The organism is Microbacterium sp. GbtcB4 (assembly GCF_019091465.1).
GTDB lineage: Bacteria > Actinomycetota > Actinomycetes > Actinomycetales > Microbacteriaceae > Microbacterium > Microbacterium paraoxydans.
Genome location: NZ_JAGXJJ010000001.1, coordinates 444140 through 458924 on the forward strand (window position 1 = coordinate 444140; position 14785 = coordinate 458924).

Genomic DNA, 14785 nt, shown 5'->3' on the forward strand with positions numbered 1-14785 from the left:
CGCCGGCATGGTCTTCGAAGGCTCGAGCGCCGCGATCTCCCACACCGGGAAGGTCCGCTCCAACAACCAGGACTCCGGGTACTCCGGGGCGAACCTGTTCGTCGTCGCCGACGGCATGGGCGGACACGCGGGCGGCGACGTCGCCTCCAGCATCGCCATCCAGCGCATGGAGCCGCTGGACCAGCCGTACTCCTCCACGGAGGACGCGCAGGCCGCCCTGCAGGCCGCGGCCACGACCGCCGCGGGAGACCTCATCCGCGCGGCAAAGGACCGCCCGGAGCTCGCCGGACTCGGCACCACGCTCAGCGCCATCATCATGGTCGACGAGTACGCCGTCATCGGCCACATCGGCGACTCCCGCATCTATCTCTACCGCGACGATGCGCTGACGCAGATCACCGCCGACCACACCTTCGTGCAGCGCCTCGTCGACTCCGGCCGCATCACCCCGGAAGAGGCCAGGTACCACCCGCGGCGCTCCGTCCTCATGCGGGTGCTCAGCGACATGGACGCCGACCCCGAGCTCGACATGTTCGTCATGCACGCGCAGCCCGGCGACCGCTGGCTGCTGTGCTCCGACGGTCTCTCGGGAGTGGTGGACGAGGCCCGCATCCTCAAGGCCATGCAGCTCGGGCTCGCGCCGGGGCGCACGGCCGACAACCTCCTCAAGCAGGCCCTCGACGGCGGGGCCCCCGACAACGTCACGATCGTGATCGTCGATGTGGGCGGACAGCACCCCGTCCATTCCGGCACCGCCACGATCGTCGGCGCGGCATCGAACCCGTCGGGTGTCTACGTGCCGCCGGTGCGGGCCCCGCGGAGCAACTGGCTGCACCCGGTCCGCCAGGCTGCGAACGAACCGAGCCACTTCGAGCCGGCACCCGAGTACCTCGAGGAGCTGATCGAGGAGGACCGCCGTCGCGCCAAGCGCCGCCGGCTGGGCTGGATCGCCGGAACGCTCGTGGTGCTGGCCATGCTGGGCTTCGCCGCGTTCGCCGCCTACAGCTGGACGCAGACGCGCTACTTCATCGGCGCGGATGAGGACAGCGTCGTGATCTTCCAGGGTGTGCAGCAGAACATCGGTCCGATCACGCTGTCGACACCGGTCGAGGACACCGAGATCCTCCTCGCCGACCTACCCCCGTACCAGCGGGCCTCGGTCGAGCGCACCATCAGCGCGCGCTCGCTCTCGGACGCCATGGCCATCGTGGACCGTCTCCGCACGGGCGCCGAGGCGAACATCATCGAGCAGACCCCGTTGCCCACGCCGCTCCCCTCCCCGAGCGCGACGCCCTCGGGAGGTGCGGGGTGAGCACCGACGTCCAGGCCGACACCACGGTCATCAAGGCTCTGCGCCGCCTGCGCATGCCGCAGACGCAGCGCAACCGCGAGTTCTGGCTGCTCCTCTTCGCCTGTGCGATCAGCGGCGCCGCCCTCACCCTCGTCCAGCTCGGCGCTCTCGGCACCATCGACCCGATGATCCTGGCGATCGGCGGCGGGCTGGCGGCCCTGGCCTTCGCCCTGCACATCGTGCTGCGCTTCGTGGCAGCCGACGCCGATCCCTTCGTCGTCCCGATCGCGACGCTGCTCACCGGACTCGGCGTCGCGATGATCTACCGGATCGACATCGCCTTCGCGAACACCGGGTGGAACGCCTACTCCACCAAACAGCTCGCCTGGACCGCCATCTCCCTCGCCGGAGCGATCACGGTGGTCATCCTGCTGCGCAACTACCGGATCCTGTTCCGGTACACCTACATCTTCGGCCTCGCCGGAATCCTCCTGCTGCTCCTGCCGTTCGTCCCCGGCCTGCGGATCCCCGATGCGAACGCGCAGGTGTGGGTCTCGCTCGGCGGCATGTTCGCCTTCCAGCCCGGAGAGCTCGCCAAGATCTGCCTGGCGATCTTCTTCGCCGGCTACCTCGTGCGGACGCGGGAGAGCCTGACGTCGGTGGGCAAGCGCGTGCTCGGGATCACCTGGCCGCGCATGCGCGAGCTCGGACCCGTGCTCGTCGTCTGGCTCGTCTCCCTCGGCATCATCGTCGTCCAGCGCGACCTCGGCACCGGAACGCTCATCTTCGGCATGTTCGTGGCCATGCTCTACGTCGCCACCGGCAAGACGAGCTGGGTGCTCATCGGTCTCGGCCTCGTGGTCGCGGGCGTCGCCGTCGCGTCCCAGATCCTCAGCTACGTGCAGGGTCGTTTCATCAACTGGCTGTTCCTGTTCGACTCCTCCAAGGTCGACCCCGACGTCGCCGGCTACCAGCCCATGCAGGGGCTGTTCGGTCTCGCCCGCGGCGGCCTCATCGGCACCGGATGGGGGCAGGGTCGCCCGGAGATCACGCCGCTCGCGCACAGCGACTACATCATCACGAGCCTGGGCGAGGAGCTCGGCCTCATCGGGCTCTTCGCGATCCTCTGCCTCTACATGGTGTTCGTGAGCCGCGGCGTGCGCATCGGGCTCGCCGGTCAGGACGACTTCGGCAAGCTGCTCGCCACGGGCCTGTCGTTCACCATCGCGCTGCAGGTGTTCATCATGGTCGGCGGTGTCACGCGGGTCATCCCGCTGACCGGCCTGACCACCCCGTTCCTGGCCGCCGGCGGCTCGTCGCTCGTCGCGAACTGGCTCATCGTGGCGCTCCTCCTCCGCATCTCCGACGGCGTCCGCCGTCAGCCCCGGGTGGTGATCGGCTGACATGACCAAAGAGCTCCGCAGACTCAGCATCGTCATGCTGTTCATGTTCATCGCGCTGTTCGCCGCGACGAGCTGGATCCAGGTCGTCGAGACGGACGGCCTGTCGCAGAACCCGCACAACAAGCGCACCCGGCTGGACAGCTACGAGATCCAGCGCGGCGCGATCATCGTCGACGGCACCGCGATCGCCAACTCGGTCCCCAGCGACGACCAGTACCGATTCCAGCGCGTGTACACCGACGCCGAGATGTGGGAGCCCGTCACCGGCTACTTCAACCCCGCTCTGGGCTCGGCCACCGGCATCGAGGAGGCGATGAACGCCGACCTCTCCGGCACCGGCTCGAACGCCTTCTTCGCGGAGATCGAGCGCATCCTCTCCGGCCAGCCTCAGCGCGGATTCAGCGTCGAGCTCTCGTTGAACACGGCAGCGCAGCGCGCCGCCACCGAGGCCCTGGACGGCCTGCAGGGCGCCGTCGTGGCGATGGACCCGAAGACCGGGCGCATCCTCGCGCTGGCGTCCACTCCCGGCTTCGACACCAACAGCATGGCGACCCACGACGCGAACGCCGCCAACGCCACCTACGACCAGCTCGTGGCCGACCCCGGCAAGCCGCTGTCGAACCGCGCGATCGCCGGTGACCTCAATCCCCCGGGCTCGACGTTCAAGATCGTCGTGGCGGCGGCCGCCTACGCCAGTGGCGAGTGGACGCCGGAGTCGACCCTCCCCAACCCCGCCTCGTACACGCTGCCGGGCTCGAACAGTCGTGTCTCCAACGCATGGGGCGGCACCTGCGGCTCCGGTGCGACGGTCACGATCGCCGAGGCGATCCGTCTCAGCTGCAACATCCCCATGGCCGAGCTCGCCGTCGAACTCGGCGACGACACGATCCGGGAGATGGCGGAGAAGTTCGGGTTCAACCGCAGCTTCGACATCCCGCTCACCTCGACGCCCTCGAGCTACCCCCAGGGACTCGACGACGCGCAGACCGCCCTCACCGGATTCGGTCAGGGACAGGTGACCGCGACGCCCCTGCAGATCGCCATGGTCTCGGCCGGCATCGCCAACGACGGCGTCGTGATGAACCCGCAGATGGTCGACGCCGTGATCGGCAACGACCTCTCGGTGATCCGGTCGTTCGACAGCACCGAGTTCGGTCGCGCCATGGAGCCGGACGTGGCGGACGAGGTGACCTCCGCCATGGTCGCCAGCGTCTCAAACGGCGCGGCGCAGGGTGCAAGAATAGACGGGGTCGACGTGGCCGGTAAGACCGGAACGGCGGAGAACGGAAACAGGCCGCACACGCTGTGGTTCACGGGGTTCGCCCCCGCGGACGACCCCGCGGTCGCGGTAGCGGTCGTCGTCGAGAACGGCGGCGGACAGGGTCAATCAGGAAGCGGGGACACCATCGCCGCTCCGATTGCGAAGAAGGTCATAGAGGCGGTGCTGGGCAGATGAGGCCGACGCAGGGTGTGTCGTTCGGTGGTCGCTACGAGCTGCAGTCGCGGATTGCGATCGGTGGCATGGGCGAGGTGTGGGAGGCGACGGATCACGTCATCGGACGCACCGTCGCCATCAAGATCCTCAAGGACGAATACATGGGGGACCCCGGGTTCCTCGAGCGGTTCCGCGCGGAGGCGCGTCACGCCGCGCTCGTCAACCACGAGGGCATCGCCAGCGTGTTCGACTACGGCGAGGAGAACGGCAGCGCCTACCTCGTCATGGAGCTCGTTCCGGGTGAAGCCCTCTCGACGATCCTCGAGCGGGACGGCGCGCTGAGTGCCGACAAGACGCTCGACATCGTCGCGCAGACCGCTTCGGCCCTCCAAGCCGCGCACGCGGCGGGTCTCGTGCACCGCGACATCAAGCCCGGGAACCTCCTCATCACGCCGGACGGCCGCGTGAAGATCACCGACTTCGGTATCGCCCGCATCGCCGACCAGGTACCGCTCACGGCGACCGGGCAGGTCATGGGCACGGTGCAGTACCTGTCGCCGGAGCAGGCATCGGGTCACCCTGCCTCCCCCGCGACCGACACGTACTCGCTGGGCATCGTCGCGTACGAGTGCCTCGCCGGCAAGCGCCCCTTCACCGGCGAGTCGCAGGTCGCGATCGCCATGGCGCAGATCAACGAGCAGCCCCCGCCGCTTCCGCCGACGGTCCCGATCCCCGTGCAGAACCTGGTCATGGCGATGATCGCGAAGAAGCCGGCGGACCGCCCGTCCTCCTCGGCCACGGTCGCCCGCGCGGCCCAGGCCCTCCGCCGCGGAGACCTGAACTCCGCCGCCATCGCCGTGCCCGCCATCGCGACGGGCGGCATCGCCGGGGACGACGACGCCACGCGGATGCTGACCGCGACCGGCGACGACGGCACGACGCGAATCCTGCCCACCACCGCGCAGCTGCCCACCGACGAGGCCGCGGCGGAGGAGCAGGAGAAGAAAAAGAAGAAGAAGAGTGCGTGGACCTGGCCGCTGATCGCGCTCCTGGTCCTGCTGCTCATCGTCGTCGCCGGCACGCTGTGGGCGCTGTTCGGCAACCAGGGCAAGGACGCGGACCCCGACCCCACCGGGTCCGCGAGCCGCACCCCCACGCAGACCCAGACGCAGACGCCCTCGCAGGAGCCCACGCCCGACGAGACCCGGGTCGACGTGACCGCGCTCGGGCTCAACGGCATGGACTGCGGCACGGCGACCGCGACCCTCAAGGAGGCCGGGTTCTCCGACATCGCCTGCGGTGAGGGCGACCCCGCCCCGAGCGACGGCGACGTCGGCAAGGTCTACCGGGTGCAGCCGGAGGGGAACGTCGCGACGACGACCCCGATCGCTCTCACGGTCTACGCCGGCCGCACGCCGCTGCCGACGCCGACGGACGAGCCGACGATCACCGGCGACCCGATCGCCGGCAGCACCGTGACGATCTCCTGGGGCACCGGTTTCACCTGCCCCAGTGGCACCACGCTGTCCGGCTACGTCGTTTCCCTGCAGAACGGCACCTTCGCTTCGGGCGGGCCGAACTTCCAGCCGACGGAGCGCAACGCGCAGGTGACGGTCGGGGACGCCGTGGGGAAGCAGCTCATCGCGACGTATCAGGGCCTGTGCTCCGGGGGCGACCAGCGCACGTCGAACGCCTCCCCGCCGCTGTCCGTCACGATCGTGGCCCCGGAGGACGGCGAGGGTGACAGCGAGGACGGCGCCTAAGGGTAGCCTGAGTATCCAGTCCAGCCGCAGTCGTTTCCAGGGGGTCATCCGTGTCCACAGAGCCACAAGTCATCGCGGGCCGGTACCGCGTCGACGAGCTCATCGGGCACGGCGGGATGGCGAAGGTGTACCGCGGGTACGATCTGACGCTCGGCCGCGAGATCGCGATCAAGATCCTCGACCCTGAGCTCGCCCGCGACACCAGTTTCCGTACGCGGTTCCGTCTGGAGGCGCAGTCGGCGTCACGCATGTCGCACCCGTCGATCGTGCGGGTGTATGACGCCGGCGACCCCTCAACGGTCGACAGCTCCTCGGACGAGCCGCCGTACATCGTGATGGAGCTGGTCAAGGGCACCCTGCTCAAGAAGATCATCGCCGATGGCCCCGTGCCCGTCGAGGATGCGGTGCGCTACGTCGACGGGATCCTCGAGGCGCTGGACTACTCGCACCGCGCCGGCGTCGTTCACCGCGACATCAAACCGGGCAACGTCATGGTCACCGACAAGGGCCAGGTGAAGGTGATGGACTTCGGCATCGCCCGCGCGGTGTCCGACTCCTCCTCGACCGTGGCCGAGACCACCCAGATCATCGGCACCGCCGCCTACTTCTCGCCCGAGCAGGCCAAGGGCGAGCCGGTCGATGCTCGTGCCGACCTCTACTCCACAGGCGTGGTGCTCTACGAGCTGCTGACCGGACGGCAGCCGTTCCGCGGCGAGTCGCCGGTCGCCGTCGCCTACCAGCACGTCAGCGAGACACCGGTCCCGCCCTCCGAGGTCAACGAGGAGTCGCCCGCAGCCCTGGACCCGATCGTGCTGCGCGCCCTCGCGAAGGACCCGTATCAGCGGTATCCGGACGCCGCCCACTTCCGCGCCGCTCTGGACGCCGCGGTGACCGGCGCCGCCCCCACGCGCAAGCAGATCGGCGCCCTGACGAGCGAGCTCTACGGCCCGAGTCCGCGCCAGGCGCAGGAGACGGCGCGGTCGCTGCGTCAGCTCAGCACCGACACCACGATGGCCCGCACACAGTCGGGACCGCCCGTCGCGTGGATCTGGGCGGGAGTCGCGCTGCTGGCGGTGCTCCTGGCGTCCGTGCTGTTCTGGGTCTGGACCATCAGCATGCGCCCCGCCGACGTGCCCAGCACCTCGAGGCTCGTCCCTGATCTGACGAACGTCGCCTCCGAGCGCGCGCAGGACGACCTCGCGGAACTGGACCTCTCCTCGAAGATCGTCATCGAGTCGAGCCCGTCGATCGCCGAGGGCAACGTCATCCGCACCGATCCCGAGGGCGGCGTGTCCGTGGAGAAGGGCTCGACGGTCACCCTCTACGTGTCGTCCGGCGAGGAGACGGTGGTCGTGCCGAAGCTCGAGGGGATGTCCCTCGATGCCGCGACGAAGGCGCTGAAGGCCGCCGGCCTCGAACTCGGCACGGTGACGCAGCGCAATGACAAGGGTCTCGCCGCCAACACGGTGATGACGGCGAGCGAGCAGCCGGAGGCCGAGGTGGCTCCGGGCACCGTCGTGAACCTCGAGGTCGCCAGCGGGAAGGTGACGCTGAACAACGTCGTCGGCTGGTCCATGGACTCGGCGACGCAGGCGCTCGACGACCTGGGACTCACGCCGGTGCCGACCGAGGCGCCGGAGTGCCCGGCGACGGATCCGGCGACGGTGCACTCGATGTCCATCGCTCCGGGCGATGTCCCCGTCGGGTCGTCGGTCGAACTCCGCTACTGCACCGGGTCCTGACGCGGGACGCGCCGCGGCTCAGCGCGTCAGCGGATCGAGGAGGGCGGAGCGGGCGACGGCCTCCTCGTCGCCGCAGAGGCGGAGCCAGTTGGCGAGGAGCCGGTAACCCCCTCGGGTGAGGACGCTCTCCGGATGGAACTGCACCCCGTGCAGCGGCAACGTCCGGTGCGCCAGCGCCATCACGGTGCCGTCGGGGGCGGTGGCGATGACCGCGAGGTCATCGGGGAGGTCTGCCGCGGACAGCGCGAGCGAGTGATAACGCCCGACGTCGAAAGGTGAGGGGATCCCCGCGAACAGGGCGGAGCCGTCGTGGCGGACCGCCGAGACCATGCCGTGCATGACCTCGGGAGCAGACCGGATGGCCGTGCCGAAAGCGGCCCCGATGACCTGATGCCCGAGACACACTCCAAGCGTGGGGATCCCCCGCCGCACCGCGATGCGAGCAGCGTCGATCGAGACGCCGGCATCGGCAGGAGCCCCGGGACCGGGGGAGAGCAGGAGCGCGTCATGCGCGCCGAGAAGCTCCTCGAGCTCGGCCGCGTCGGTCGCGTCGGACTCCACGAGCGTGGTGTCCGCACCGAGCTCGCGGAGATATCCCACGAGGGTGTGCACGAAGCTGTCATGGTTGTCGACCACCAGGACGCGCGTCATTCGACGTCGACCTCGCCGGGGGAGATGAGGGGGCTGACCCAGGGGAACACGTACCAGAACAGCGCGTAGAGCACCGCGGCGATCACCACGAGCAGGATGAGGACGCGCAGCCACCACGGACCGGGCAGCAGGCGCCAGAGTGCGGCGTACATGGGTCTTCTCTCTCCTGGAGGCGGGTCACACGGACGGTGCGGCCGGCGGGGGCGGCGGGTCGGTCAGAGCGGACGGGGGTCCCTCGGCTCGCGGCTGGAAGCTCTCGAACACCCCGTACGCGACGATGCGCTCGGCGAGCGAGTACAGCGGTGAGCAGGCCGTCAGGGTGATGTACTGCTCCCCCGTCTGCTGCTCCGGCATCTGCGGCACATCGGCGAGCACGTCGGTCTGCGTCGGCTTCACGTACTCCAGCGTGCGGAACCGATAGGTGTACCAGCCGTCAGGGGTCTCCACGACGATCGCGTCGCCGACGTGCAGCTTGTCGAGCTGGTTGAACGGCTTGCCCCAGGTCGTGCGGTGGCCGGCGAGCGAGAAGTTGCCGACCTCTCCAGGCATCTTCGACTGCGCGTAGACGCCGATGCCCTTCTGATCGAGGGTGCGCGCGCGACTCGTGCCGCCGTAGATGCCGAAGTTGTAGTCGGCGCCGAACCGGGGGATGTGCATCTGTCCGAACCACTCCCCGTCGGCCGGTGCCGCCGGGACGGGCGCCTCGTAGACCGTCTCACCGTCGTCCGTCTCGACCAGCGGCGGCAGTTCCGGTGCCTCCCCCGCGGCGAGCTGCTGCGAGATCGCGGCACCCTCCTCGTTCTTCTGCGCCGCGATGATGATGTCGCCGATCCACATCTGCCAGGCGACGAAGAGGAGCACGACGACGCCGGCGGTCAGGAGGAGTTCGCCGAGCACACTCGCGAACGTGGCGCGCGACCGGGGTCGCTGCCGCCGCTCGCGCCGCCCCCCAGGCACGACAGATGCAGTCACGGGCGTGATCATATCCGCCCGACCTGTGCAGCAGGAGTCGGGGCGCCGCCGATCGACGTCCTCACGTCTCGTCGGCGCCGAGGTCTCCCGGGTACAATGACGGCATGGCACGTGACCGCAAGACCGAAGAACCCGCCGTCGAGCGCGCCGAGGGCGACGCCGCTCCCAACGCCGTCTGGTTCAAGCCGGTGATGATCGGCTTCATGCTCCTCGGCCTCGCCTGGATCCTCGTCTTCTACATCTCGGGCATGCAGTTCCCCATCCCCGGCCTCGACAACTGGAATCTGGCCATCGGTCTGGGCATCGCCCTCATCGGATTCCTCATGACCACTCGCTGGCGCTGACCGCTCAGAACGAAAGGAACCCCTCGCCTCTTCGGCGGGGGGTTCCTTTCGTCTGTGCGGCAGGCGTCGAGTTATCCACAGGTTATCCCCACACTGGGGAGAATTACACCGATGTTATTCACAGGGGTTAACAACCCTGTTAACAACTCAGGATCAGGCCAAAAGGATGAGGGGCGGCACCACGGCGACCACGACGATCAACAGAACCACCAGGGCGGCGAGCGACACGATCTGCCATGTCCGCTGGTCACGGCGCTTCGTGCGGACGTAGATGAGGGCGACGAGCGCGCCCGTGATCGCGCCGCCGAGGTGCGCCTGCCAGGAGATGCCACCGGCGAAGAACCCGAAGGCGAAGTTGATGCCGAGGATCACGAGGATGCCGGTGACGTTGGCCCCGATGTGGCGTCCGATGATCAGGAGGGACGCCAGGAGCCCGAAGATCGCCCCGGAGGCGCCGACCGTCCACGTCTCCGGAGCGAGGACGGCCACCGCGACGGATCCGCCGAGACCGCTGATGAGGTACAGCGCGAGATAGCGGACACGACCGAGCATCGGTTCGAGATTCTGTCCGAGCATCCACAGGGCGAGCATGTTCAGCGCGAGATGCACGAAGCCCCCATGCACGAACAGCACGGTCAGCAATCGCCACGGCTCGAACGGCAGGAGGGAGAGGTTCGGGTAGAGGAACGGCGCGTAGAAGCCGAGAGCCTGGATGATCGGGGCGTTGAGCCCGGGGATCAGCTGCACCAGGCCGATGAACGACGTCACCGCCAGCAGGACGTACGTGACGACGGGCTTGCCGCTGCGCACGGCGCCCATGGTCGTGGCCCCACCACCACGCCACCGACGCGCGGCCTTCTTCTGAGCGGGGGTGCGGTTCTTGCGCTCCGCGTTCATGCACTCCGGGCAGATGACGCCGACCGGGGCGGGCGTCTGACACTCGGGGCAGATGGTGCGCAGGCACCGCTGGCAGAGCACGAAGGACTGCCGATCCGGATGCCGGTAGCAGAAGTTCTCACGGTTGTTCGTGAACTCGGGCGTCGTCATCCGGATCGGCCGTCGCTGTCGTCAGGCGGCGACGATGTCGATCGACTGCAGCACCACGGGCTCGATCGGGCGGTCGCCCGCCGCCGTCGGGACCGCGGAGATCGCGTCGACGACCTTGCGCGATGCGTCGTCGGCGACCTCCCCGAAGATCGTGTGCTTGCCCTGCAGCCACGGGGTCGGGTCGGTCGTGATGAAGAACTGCGAGCCGTTGGTGCCCTCGACCTTGCCGGTGATGGCGTTGCGGCGGAGGCCCGCGTTGGCCATCGCGAGGATGTAGGGCTCGTTGAAGTTGAGCTCGTTGTTGATCTCGTCGTCGAAGTTGTACCCCGGACCGCCGACGCCCTGGCCGAGCGGGTCGCCGCCCTGGATCATGAAGTTCGGGATGATGCGGTGGAAGATGACGTCCTTGTAGAGGGGACCCTCGCCCGGCTTGCCGGTGGCGGGGTGCGTCCACTCCTGGGAGCCGTCGGCGAGGCCGACGAAGTTCTTGACCGTCTTCGGGGCGTGGTCGCCGAAGAGGTTGATGACGATGTCACCGTGGTTGGTGTGCAGAGTTGCGACGTGGGAAGCGTGAACCATGCGTTCATTCTCGCAGAGCTTCCGGTGAGCGAGCCGGGCATGTACAACGCGGGAGCCGATGATGCAAGGGGCGGGCGATTCCCTCGCCGCATCCAGCCTCTCGTGGCAAGATGGGGAACCCGTACTCCAATGGACAGGAGAGCATCGTGAGCCTCAGCCGCAAGCGGAAGAAGCAGCTTCGTCGTCTTCAGAAGGACGCGAACCAGCTGTGGGAAGACCAGCAGGTGCTCGTCGGCCACGCTGCCGACGTCGCTCGTGAGGCGGGTCGCCAGCTCGGCAACTTCAATCGCGAGCAGATCGTCCCGGTGGTCCAGGACACCTACAACCGCCGCGTCGCCCCGGTCGTGGACCGCTCGGTCAAGGCCGGCAAGCACGTCGTGGACGACAAGGTCGTTCCGATCGTGGGCGGCGTCGTCGGTACGGCGCTGACCGCCTGGGACGTCGCGAACGCCAAGCGCCACGGCGTCGAATACAAGGCCCGCAAGGCCGTCTCGCAGAAGAAGGGTCCCGGTCTCGGATCCGTCATCGCCATCGTCCTGGGTGCTGCGGCCGCCGTCGGCGTGCTGTACGCCGCCTGGCAGGCGCTGCGGGCCGACGACGAGCTCTGGGTCGCCGACGACCCGCTGTCGGCTCCCGACGCGTGACCACTCCCGACCCGCACGCGCGGGTGAGGGATGCTGCGGCCGCCCGCGGACTCGACATCGAGATCCGCGAGCGGCCGCAGGCGCGTAGCCTCGTCGAAGCCGCCGAGATCCTCGGCATACCGCCGTCCGGCATCGTGAAGACCCTCGTGGTCAAGCGCTCGGACGACACCTATCTGTTCGCGCTCATCCCCGGTGGTCGGTCCATCTCCTGGCCGAAGCTGCGGGCCGTCGTCGGAGTGAACAAACTCCGCCTGCCCGAACCCGAGCTCGCTCTCGCGGCGACCGGTTACGAGCGCGGAACCATCGTCCCGATCGGCAGCACCACGGATTGGCCTGTCTACGCCGACGCGTCCATCGTCGGCGAGCGGGTCGCGATGGGCGCGGGCGCGCACGGATACAGCCTCTTCGTCGACGCCGACGCCCTCATCGCGGCGTACGGGGCGACCGTCGCCGACATCTCGGTGCCCGAAGAGCGCTGACCGTCGCCGGAGCCTCAGAGCAGGCCGGCCATCCGAAGGGCGATGTCCACCAGCCGTACACGCTGCAGTCCGGCGACAGCGGAGAGCGCGAACCACTCGGCGCGATCGGTGGAGCCGTCCGTCTCCCAGCGCAGCTTCCCCCCGGTGACCTCGGCCCGATAGACGATGCGCAGGGTATGCAGGGGGTCGGACGACTTCTGCACGCGCCGTCCGGCCGGGATGACACGGGAGTGGATGCCGAGGAGTTGCCCGACCCGGACCGTGTACCCGGTCTCCTCGCGGAGCTCCCGCCGCACCGCATCCTCCGGCGCCTCGCCCGGTTCCAGGCCGCCGCCCGGGAGCGTCCACGCCACGCGTCGGCCCTCCGTCCACCGCGCCAGCAGGAGGCGCCCACCCTCATCGGTGACGACCCCGTATGCGGCGACGCGCAGGTCCATGCGTCACACCTTATCCGGGTCTCGGGCCGTCCCTCGCCGCGTGACGATCGGGGTGATCGATCACGAATCGAGAAGCCCGACATCACGCGCCGTCCCTACGCTGGGAGCATCATCCGGCCCACGAGAGGAACATCATGGCTGACACCGAGAAGAACTTCACCGCCGAGGAGCGCGAGGCCATGCAGGCCGCCGCCAAGGAGGCCCGCACGCGACGCTCGCGAGCGAAGAAGTCGCCGGAGGAGCTGCGCGCGGCCGGAGAGGCCGACCTGAAGGAGGCCGTCGCCAAGCTCACCGATGAGGACAGGGCCCTTGCGGAGAAGCTGCACGCGCTGGTCTCCGAGGTGGCGCCGGACCTCGTGCCGCGCACGTACTACGGTATGCCCGCGTGGGGGCGCGACGGGAAGGTGCTGTGCTTCTTCCAGCCGGCCAGCAAGTTCAAGGTCCGCTACGGCACCTTCGGGTTCGAGCCGATCTCCAACCTCGATGACGGCACCGTCTGGCCGACCGCGTACGCGGTGACCGCGCTCACGGAGAAGGACCTCGAGTTCCTCGCCGGACGCATCCGCCAGGCGATCAGCTGATCCCGAAGTGGATCTGACGCAGCGGGGTCGCGCGCGTTAGCGTGGTGCCTGTGAGCACCCTTCCCTTCTCCGCCGCCGTCTACACCCGCCGTCTCGCACGCGCGCAGGAGCGCGCCCAGGAGGCTGGCCTCGACGCGATCATCGTCGGCCCCGGCCCCGACCTGCAGTACCTCCTCGGTGTCGAGGGTGACACCATCGAGCGGCTGACCGCCCTCGTCCTGCCGCCGCAGGGCGCGGCGACGGTCATCGTCCCGCGGATGGAGCTCGCCAAGGTGCGCAGCACGGCCGTCGGAGAACTCGGACTGACCGTCGCCGATTGGGTCGACGGCGACGATCCGTACGCCCTCGTCGCCGCGGCGACCGGTCCCGTCTCCCGCGTCGGGGTGTCGGATGCGCTTCCCGCGCTGCACGTCGTCCCGATCGGGGAACGGCTGGAGGCCCGGCTCGAACTCGCCACGCCGGTGCTCCGCGAGGGCCGGATGACCAAGGACGACGAGGAGATCGCCGAGCTGCGCCGAGCCGGCGCGGCGATCGATGCCGTGCACCGCCGCGTGCCCGGCTGGCTGCGCGCCGGCCGCACCGAGCGGGAGGTCGCCGCCGACATCGCCGCGGCGATCGTGGAGGAGGGGCATCGGACCGTCGAGTTCGTCATCGTCGGGTCGGGGCCCAACGGGGCCGACCCGCACCACGAGGTCTCCGACCGGGTCATCGAGGACGGCGATGTGGTGGTCGTCGACATCGGGGGTGCCGTTCCGAGCGGCTACAACTCGGACAGCACGAGGACCTACGTCGTCGGAACGCCCGATCCGGCAGCCGCGGACCGGATCGCCACTCTCGTCCGGGCGCAGCAGGCCGCCGTGGATGCGGTGCACCCCGGGGTCACCGCGGCGGAGGTCGACGCGGCCGCCCGCTCGGTTCTCGCGGAGGCGGGGCTCGGCGACGCGTTCCTGCATCGCACGGGTCACGGGATCGGCATCTCGGTGCACGAGGAGCCCTACATCGCGCCCGGCAACGACCTCGTGCTCCGCGAGGGCATGGCCTTCAGCATCGAGCCCGGCATCTACTTCGCCGGCGAGTGGGGAGCCCGCATCGAGGACATCGTGGTCGTGACGGCAGACGGGGCCGAGCGACTGAACACGGCGCCGCACGAACTCACGACGGCCGACCGGTGAGGGAGAGGATGGTGGAGCCTAGGAGATTCGAACTCCTGACATCCTGCTTGCAAAGCAGGCGCTCTACCAACTGAGCTAAGGCCCCGTGAGGGATTCTTGAATTGAAAGGGTGGGGCTACCAGGACTTGAACCTGGGACCTCTTCATTATCAGTGAAGCGCTCTAACCGCCTGAGCTATAGCCCCGTCAACCTCCAGAACTTTACCGGAGTTTCGGCGAAAATCCGAATCGAGGGCGAGGAACCCC

At 69.0% G+C, this 14785-nt stretch carries 16 protein-coding genes and 2 tRNA genes; 10 read left to right on the forward strand and 8 right to left on the reverse strand.

Annotation, left to right across the window (positions count from 1 at the left end; genetic code table 11):
* The first annotated feature begins 7 nt into the window (after positions 1 to 7).
* The 5 genes from KVS71_RS02020 to pknB are packed head-to-tail and all read left to right on the forward strand — an operon-like array spanning position 8 to position 7634.
* On the forward strand, positions 8 to 1312 hold the full coding sequence (locus tag KVS71_RS02020; protein WP_060922719.1) for a PP2C family serine/threonine-protein phosphatase: 1305 nt from the start codon (positions 8 to 10) through the stop codon (positions 1310 to 1312).
* A complete protein-coding gene (locus KVS71_RS02025) occupies positions 1309 to 2694 on the forward strand; it encodes an FtsW/RodA/SpoVE family cell cycle protein (RefSeq protein WP_060922720.1) in 1386 nt (461 codons plus the stop codon). The genes KVS71_RS02020 and KVS71_RS02025 overlap by 4 nt, the downstream gene beginning before the upstream one ends.
* 1 nt (position 2695) lies before the next feature.
* Positions 2696 to 4150 (forward strand): penicillin-binding protein 2, encoded by a 1455-nt coding sequence (locus KVS71_RS02030; protein ID WP_060922721.1) that lies wholly within the window; start codon positions 2696 to 2698, stop codon positions 4148 to 4150.
* Entirely contained in the window at positions 4147 to 5892 is a 1746-nt protein-coding gene (locus KVS71_RS02035; protein WP_144881637.1) for a serine/threonine-protein kinase, read from the forward strand. The genes KVS71_RS02030 and KVS71_RS02035 overlap by 4 nt, the downstream gene beginning before the upstream one ends.
* Positions 5893 to 5942: 50 nt before the next feature.
* A complete protein-coding gene (pknB, locus tag KVS71_RS02040) occupies positions 5943 to 7634 on the forward strand; it encodes a Stk1 family PASTA domain-containing Ser/Thr kinase (RefSeq protein ID WP_217583378.1) in 1692 nt (563 codons plus the stop codon).
* 18 nt (positions 7635 to 7652) lie between these two features.
* On the opposite strand, the gene KVS71_RS02045 is transcribed toward pknB, so the two are convergent.
* Genes KVS71_RS02045 through KVS71_RS02055 form a run of 3 tightly spaced genes read right to left on the reverse strand, consistent with a single transcriptional unit; the run spans position 7653 to position 9257 of the window.
* A complete protein-coding gene (locus tag KVS71_RS02045) occupies positions 7653 to 8285 on the reverse strand; it encodes an aminodeoxychorismate/anthranilate synthase component II (protein WP_217583386.1) in 633 nt (210 codons plus the stop codon).
* A complete protein-coding gene (locus KVS71_RS02050; RefSeq protein WP_036292274.1) occupies positions 8282 to 8437 on the reverse strand; it encodes a membrane protein in 156 nt (51 codons plus the stop codon). The genes KVS71_RS02045 and KVS71_RS02050 overlap by 4 nt, the downstream gene beginning before the upstream one ends.
* Positions 8438 to 8462: 25 nt before the next feature.
* Entirely contained in the window at positions 8463 to 9257 is a 795-nt protein-coding gene (locus tag KVS71_RS02055) for a class E sortase (protein WP_217583395.1), read from the reverse strand.
* Positions 9258 to 9361: 104 nt separating this feature from the next.
* Between KVS71_RS02055 and KVS71_RS02060 the strand changes: the two genes are divergently transcribed.
* On the forward strand, positions 9362 to 9601 hold the full coding sequence (locus KVS71_RS02060) for a cell division protein CrgA (protein ID WP_025102888.1): 240 nt from the start codon (positions 9362 to 9364) through the stop codon (positions 9599 to 9601).
* Between the two features lie 153 nt (positions 9602 to 9754).
* On the opposite strand, the gene KVS71_RS02065 is transcribed toward KVS71_RS02060, so the two are convergent.
* Together KVS71_RS02065 and KVS71_RS02070 are read right to left on the reverse strand one after the other, a co-directional pair.
* Entirely contained in the window at positions 9755 to 10648 is an 894-nt protein-coding gene (locus KVS71_RS02065; protein ID WP_105948957.1) for a rhomboid family intramembrane serine protease, read from the reverse strand.
* 21 nt (positions 10649 to 10669) lie between these two features.
* On the reverse strand, positions 10670 to 11227 hold the full coding sequence (locus tag KVS71_RS02070; RefSeq protein ID WP_025102886.1) for a peptidylprolyl isomerase: 558 nt from the start codon (positions 11225 to 11227) through the stop codon (positions 10670 to 10672).
* 146 nt (positions 11228 to 11373) lie between these two features.
* Here KVS71_RS02070 and KVS71_RS02075 point away from each other — a divergent pair, with 146 nt between their 5' ends.
* Both KVS71_RS02075 and KVS71_RS02080 read left to right on the forward strand, forming a co-directional pair.
* Positions 11374 to 11871, forward strand: a complete 498-nt coding sequence (locus tag KVS71_RS02075) for a hypothetical protein (RefSeq protein WP_025102885.1) — start codon at positions 11374 to 11376, stop codon at positions 11869 to 11871.
* Complete coding sequence (locus KVS71_RS02080) at positions 11868 to 12350, forward strand: aminoacyl-tRNA deacylase (protein ID WP_231919545.1); 483 nt, start codon at positions 11868 to 11870, stop codon at positions 12348 to 12350. Before KVS71_RS02075 ends, KVS71_RS02080 begins: the two co-directional genes overlap by 4 nt.
* A 14-nt stretch (positions 12351 to 12364) precedes the next feature.
* Here KVS71_RS02080 and KVS71_RS02085 read toward each other — a convergent pair whose 3' ends face one another.
* Positions 12365 to 12787, reverse strand: a complete 423-nt coding sequence (locus tag KVS71_RS02085; protein ID WP_060922727.1) for an NUDIX hydrolase — start codon at positions 12785 to 12787, stop codon at positions 12365 to 12367.
* 134 nt (positions 12788 to 12921) lie between these two features.
* On the opposite strand from KVS71_RS02085, the gene KVS71_RS02090 reads away from it, so the two are divergent.
* A complete protein-coding gene (locus KVS71_RS02090) occupies positions 12922 to 13368 on the forward strand; it encodes an iron chaperone (RefSeq protein ID WP_060922728.1) in 447 nt (148 codons plus the stop codon).
* Positions 13369 to 13418: 50 nt separating this feature from the next.
* A complete protein-coding gene (locus KVS71_RS20380; protein ID WP_217583397.1) occupies positions 13419 to 14540 on the forward strand; it encodes a Xaa-Pro peptidase family protein in 1122 nt (373 codons plus the stop codon).
* 9 nt (positions 14541 to 14549) lie between these two features.
* Here the strand turns inward: KVS71_RS20380 and KVS71_RS02100 are convergent.
* Both KVS71_RS02100 and KVS71_RS02105 read right to left on the reverse strand, forming a co-directional pair.
* Positions 14550 to 14625 (reverse strand) — tRNA-Ala (locus tag KVS71_RS02100).
* Between the two features lie 25 nt (positions 14626 to 14650).
* Positions 14651 to 14724, reverse strand: a tRNA-Ile gene (locus tag KVS71_RS02105).
* Positions 14725 to 14785 lie beyond the last annotated feature (61 nt).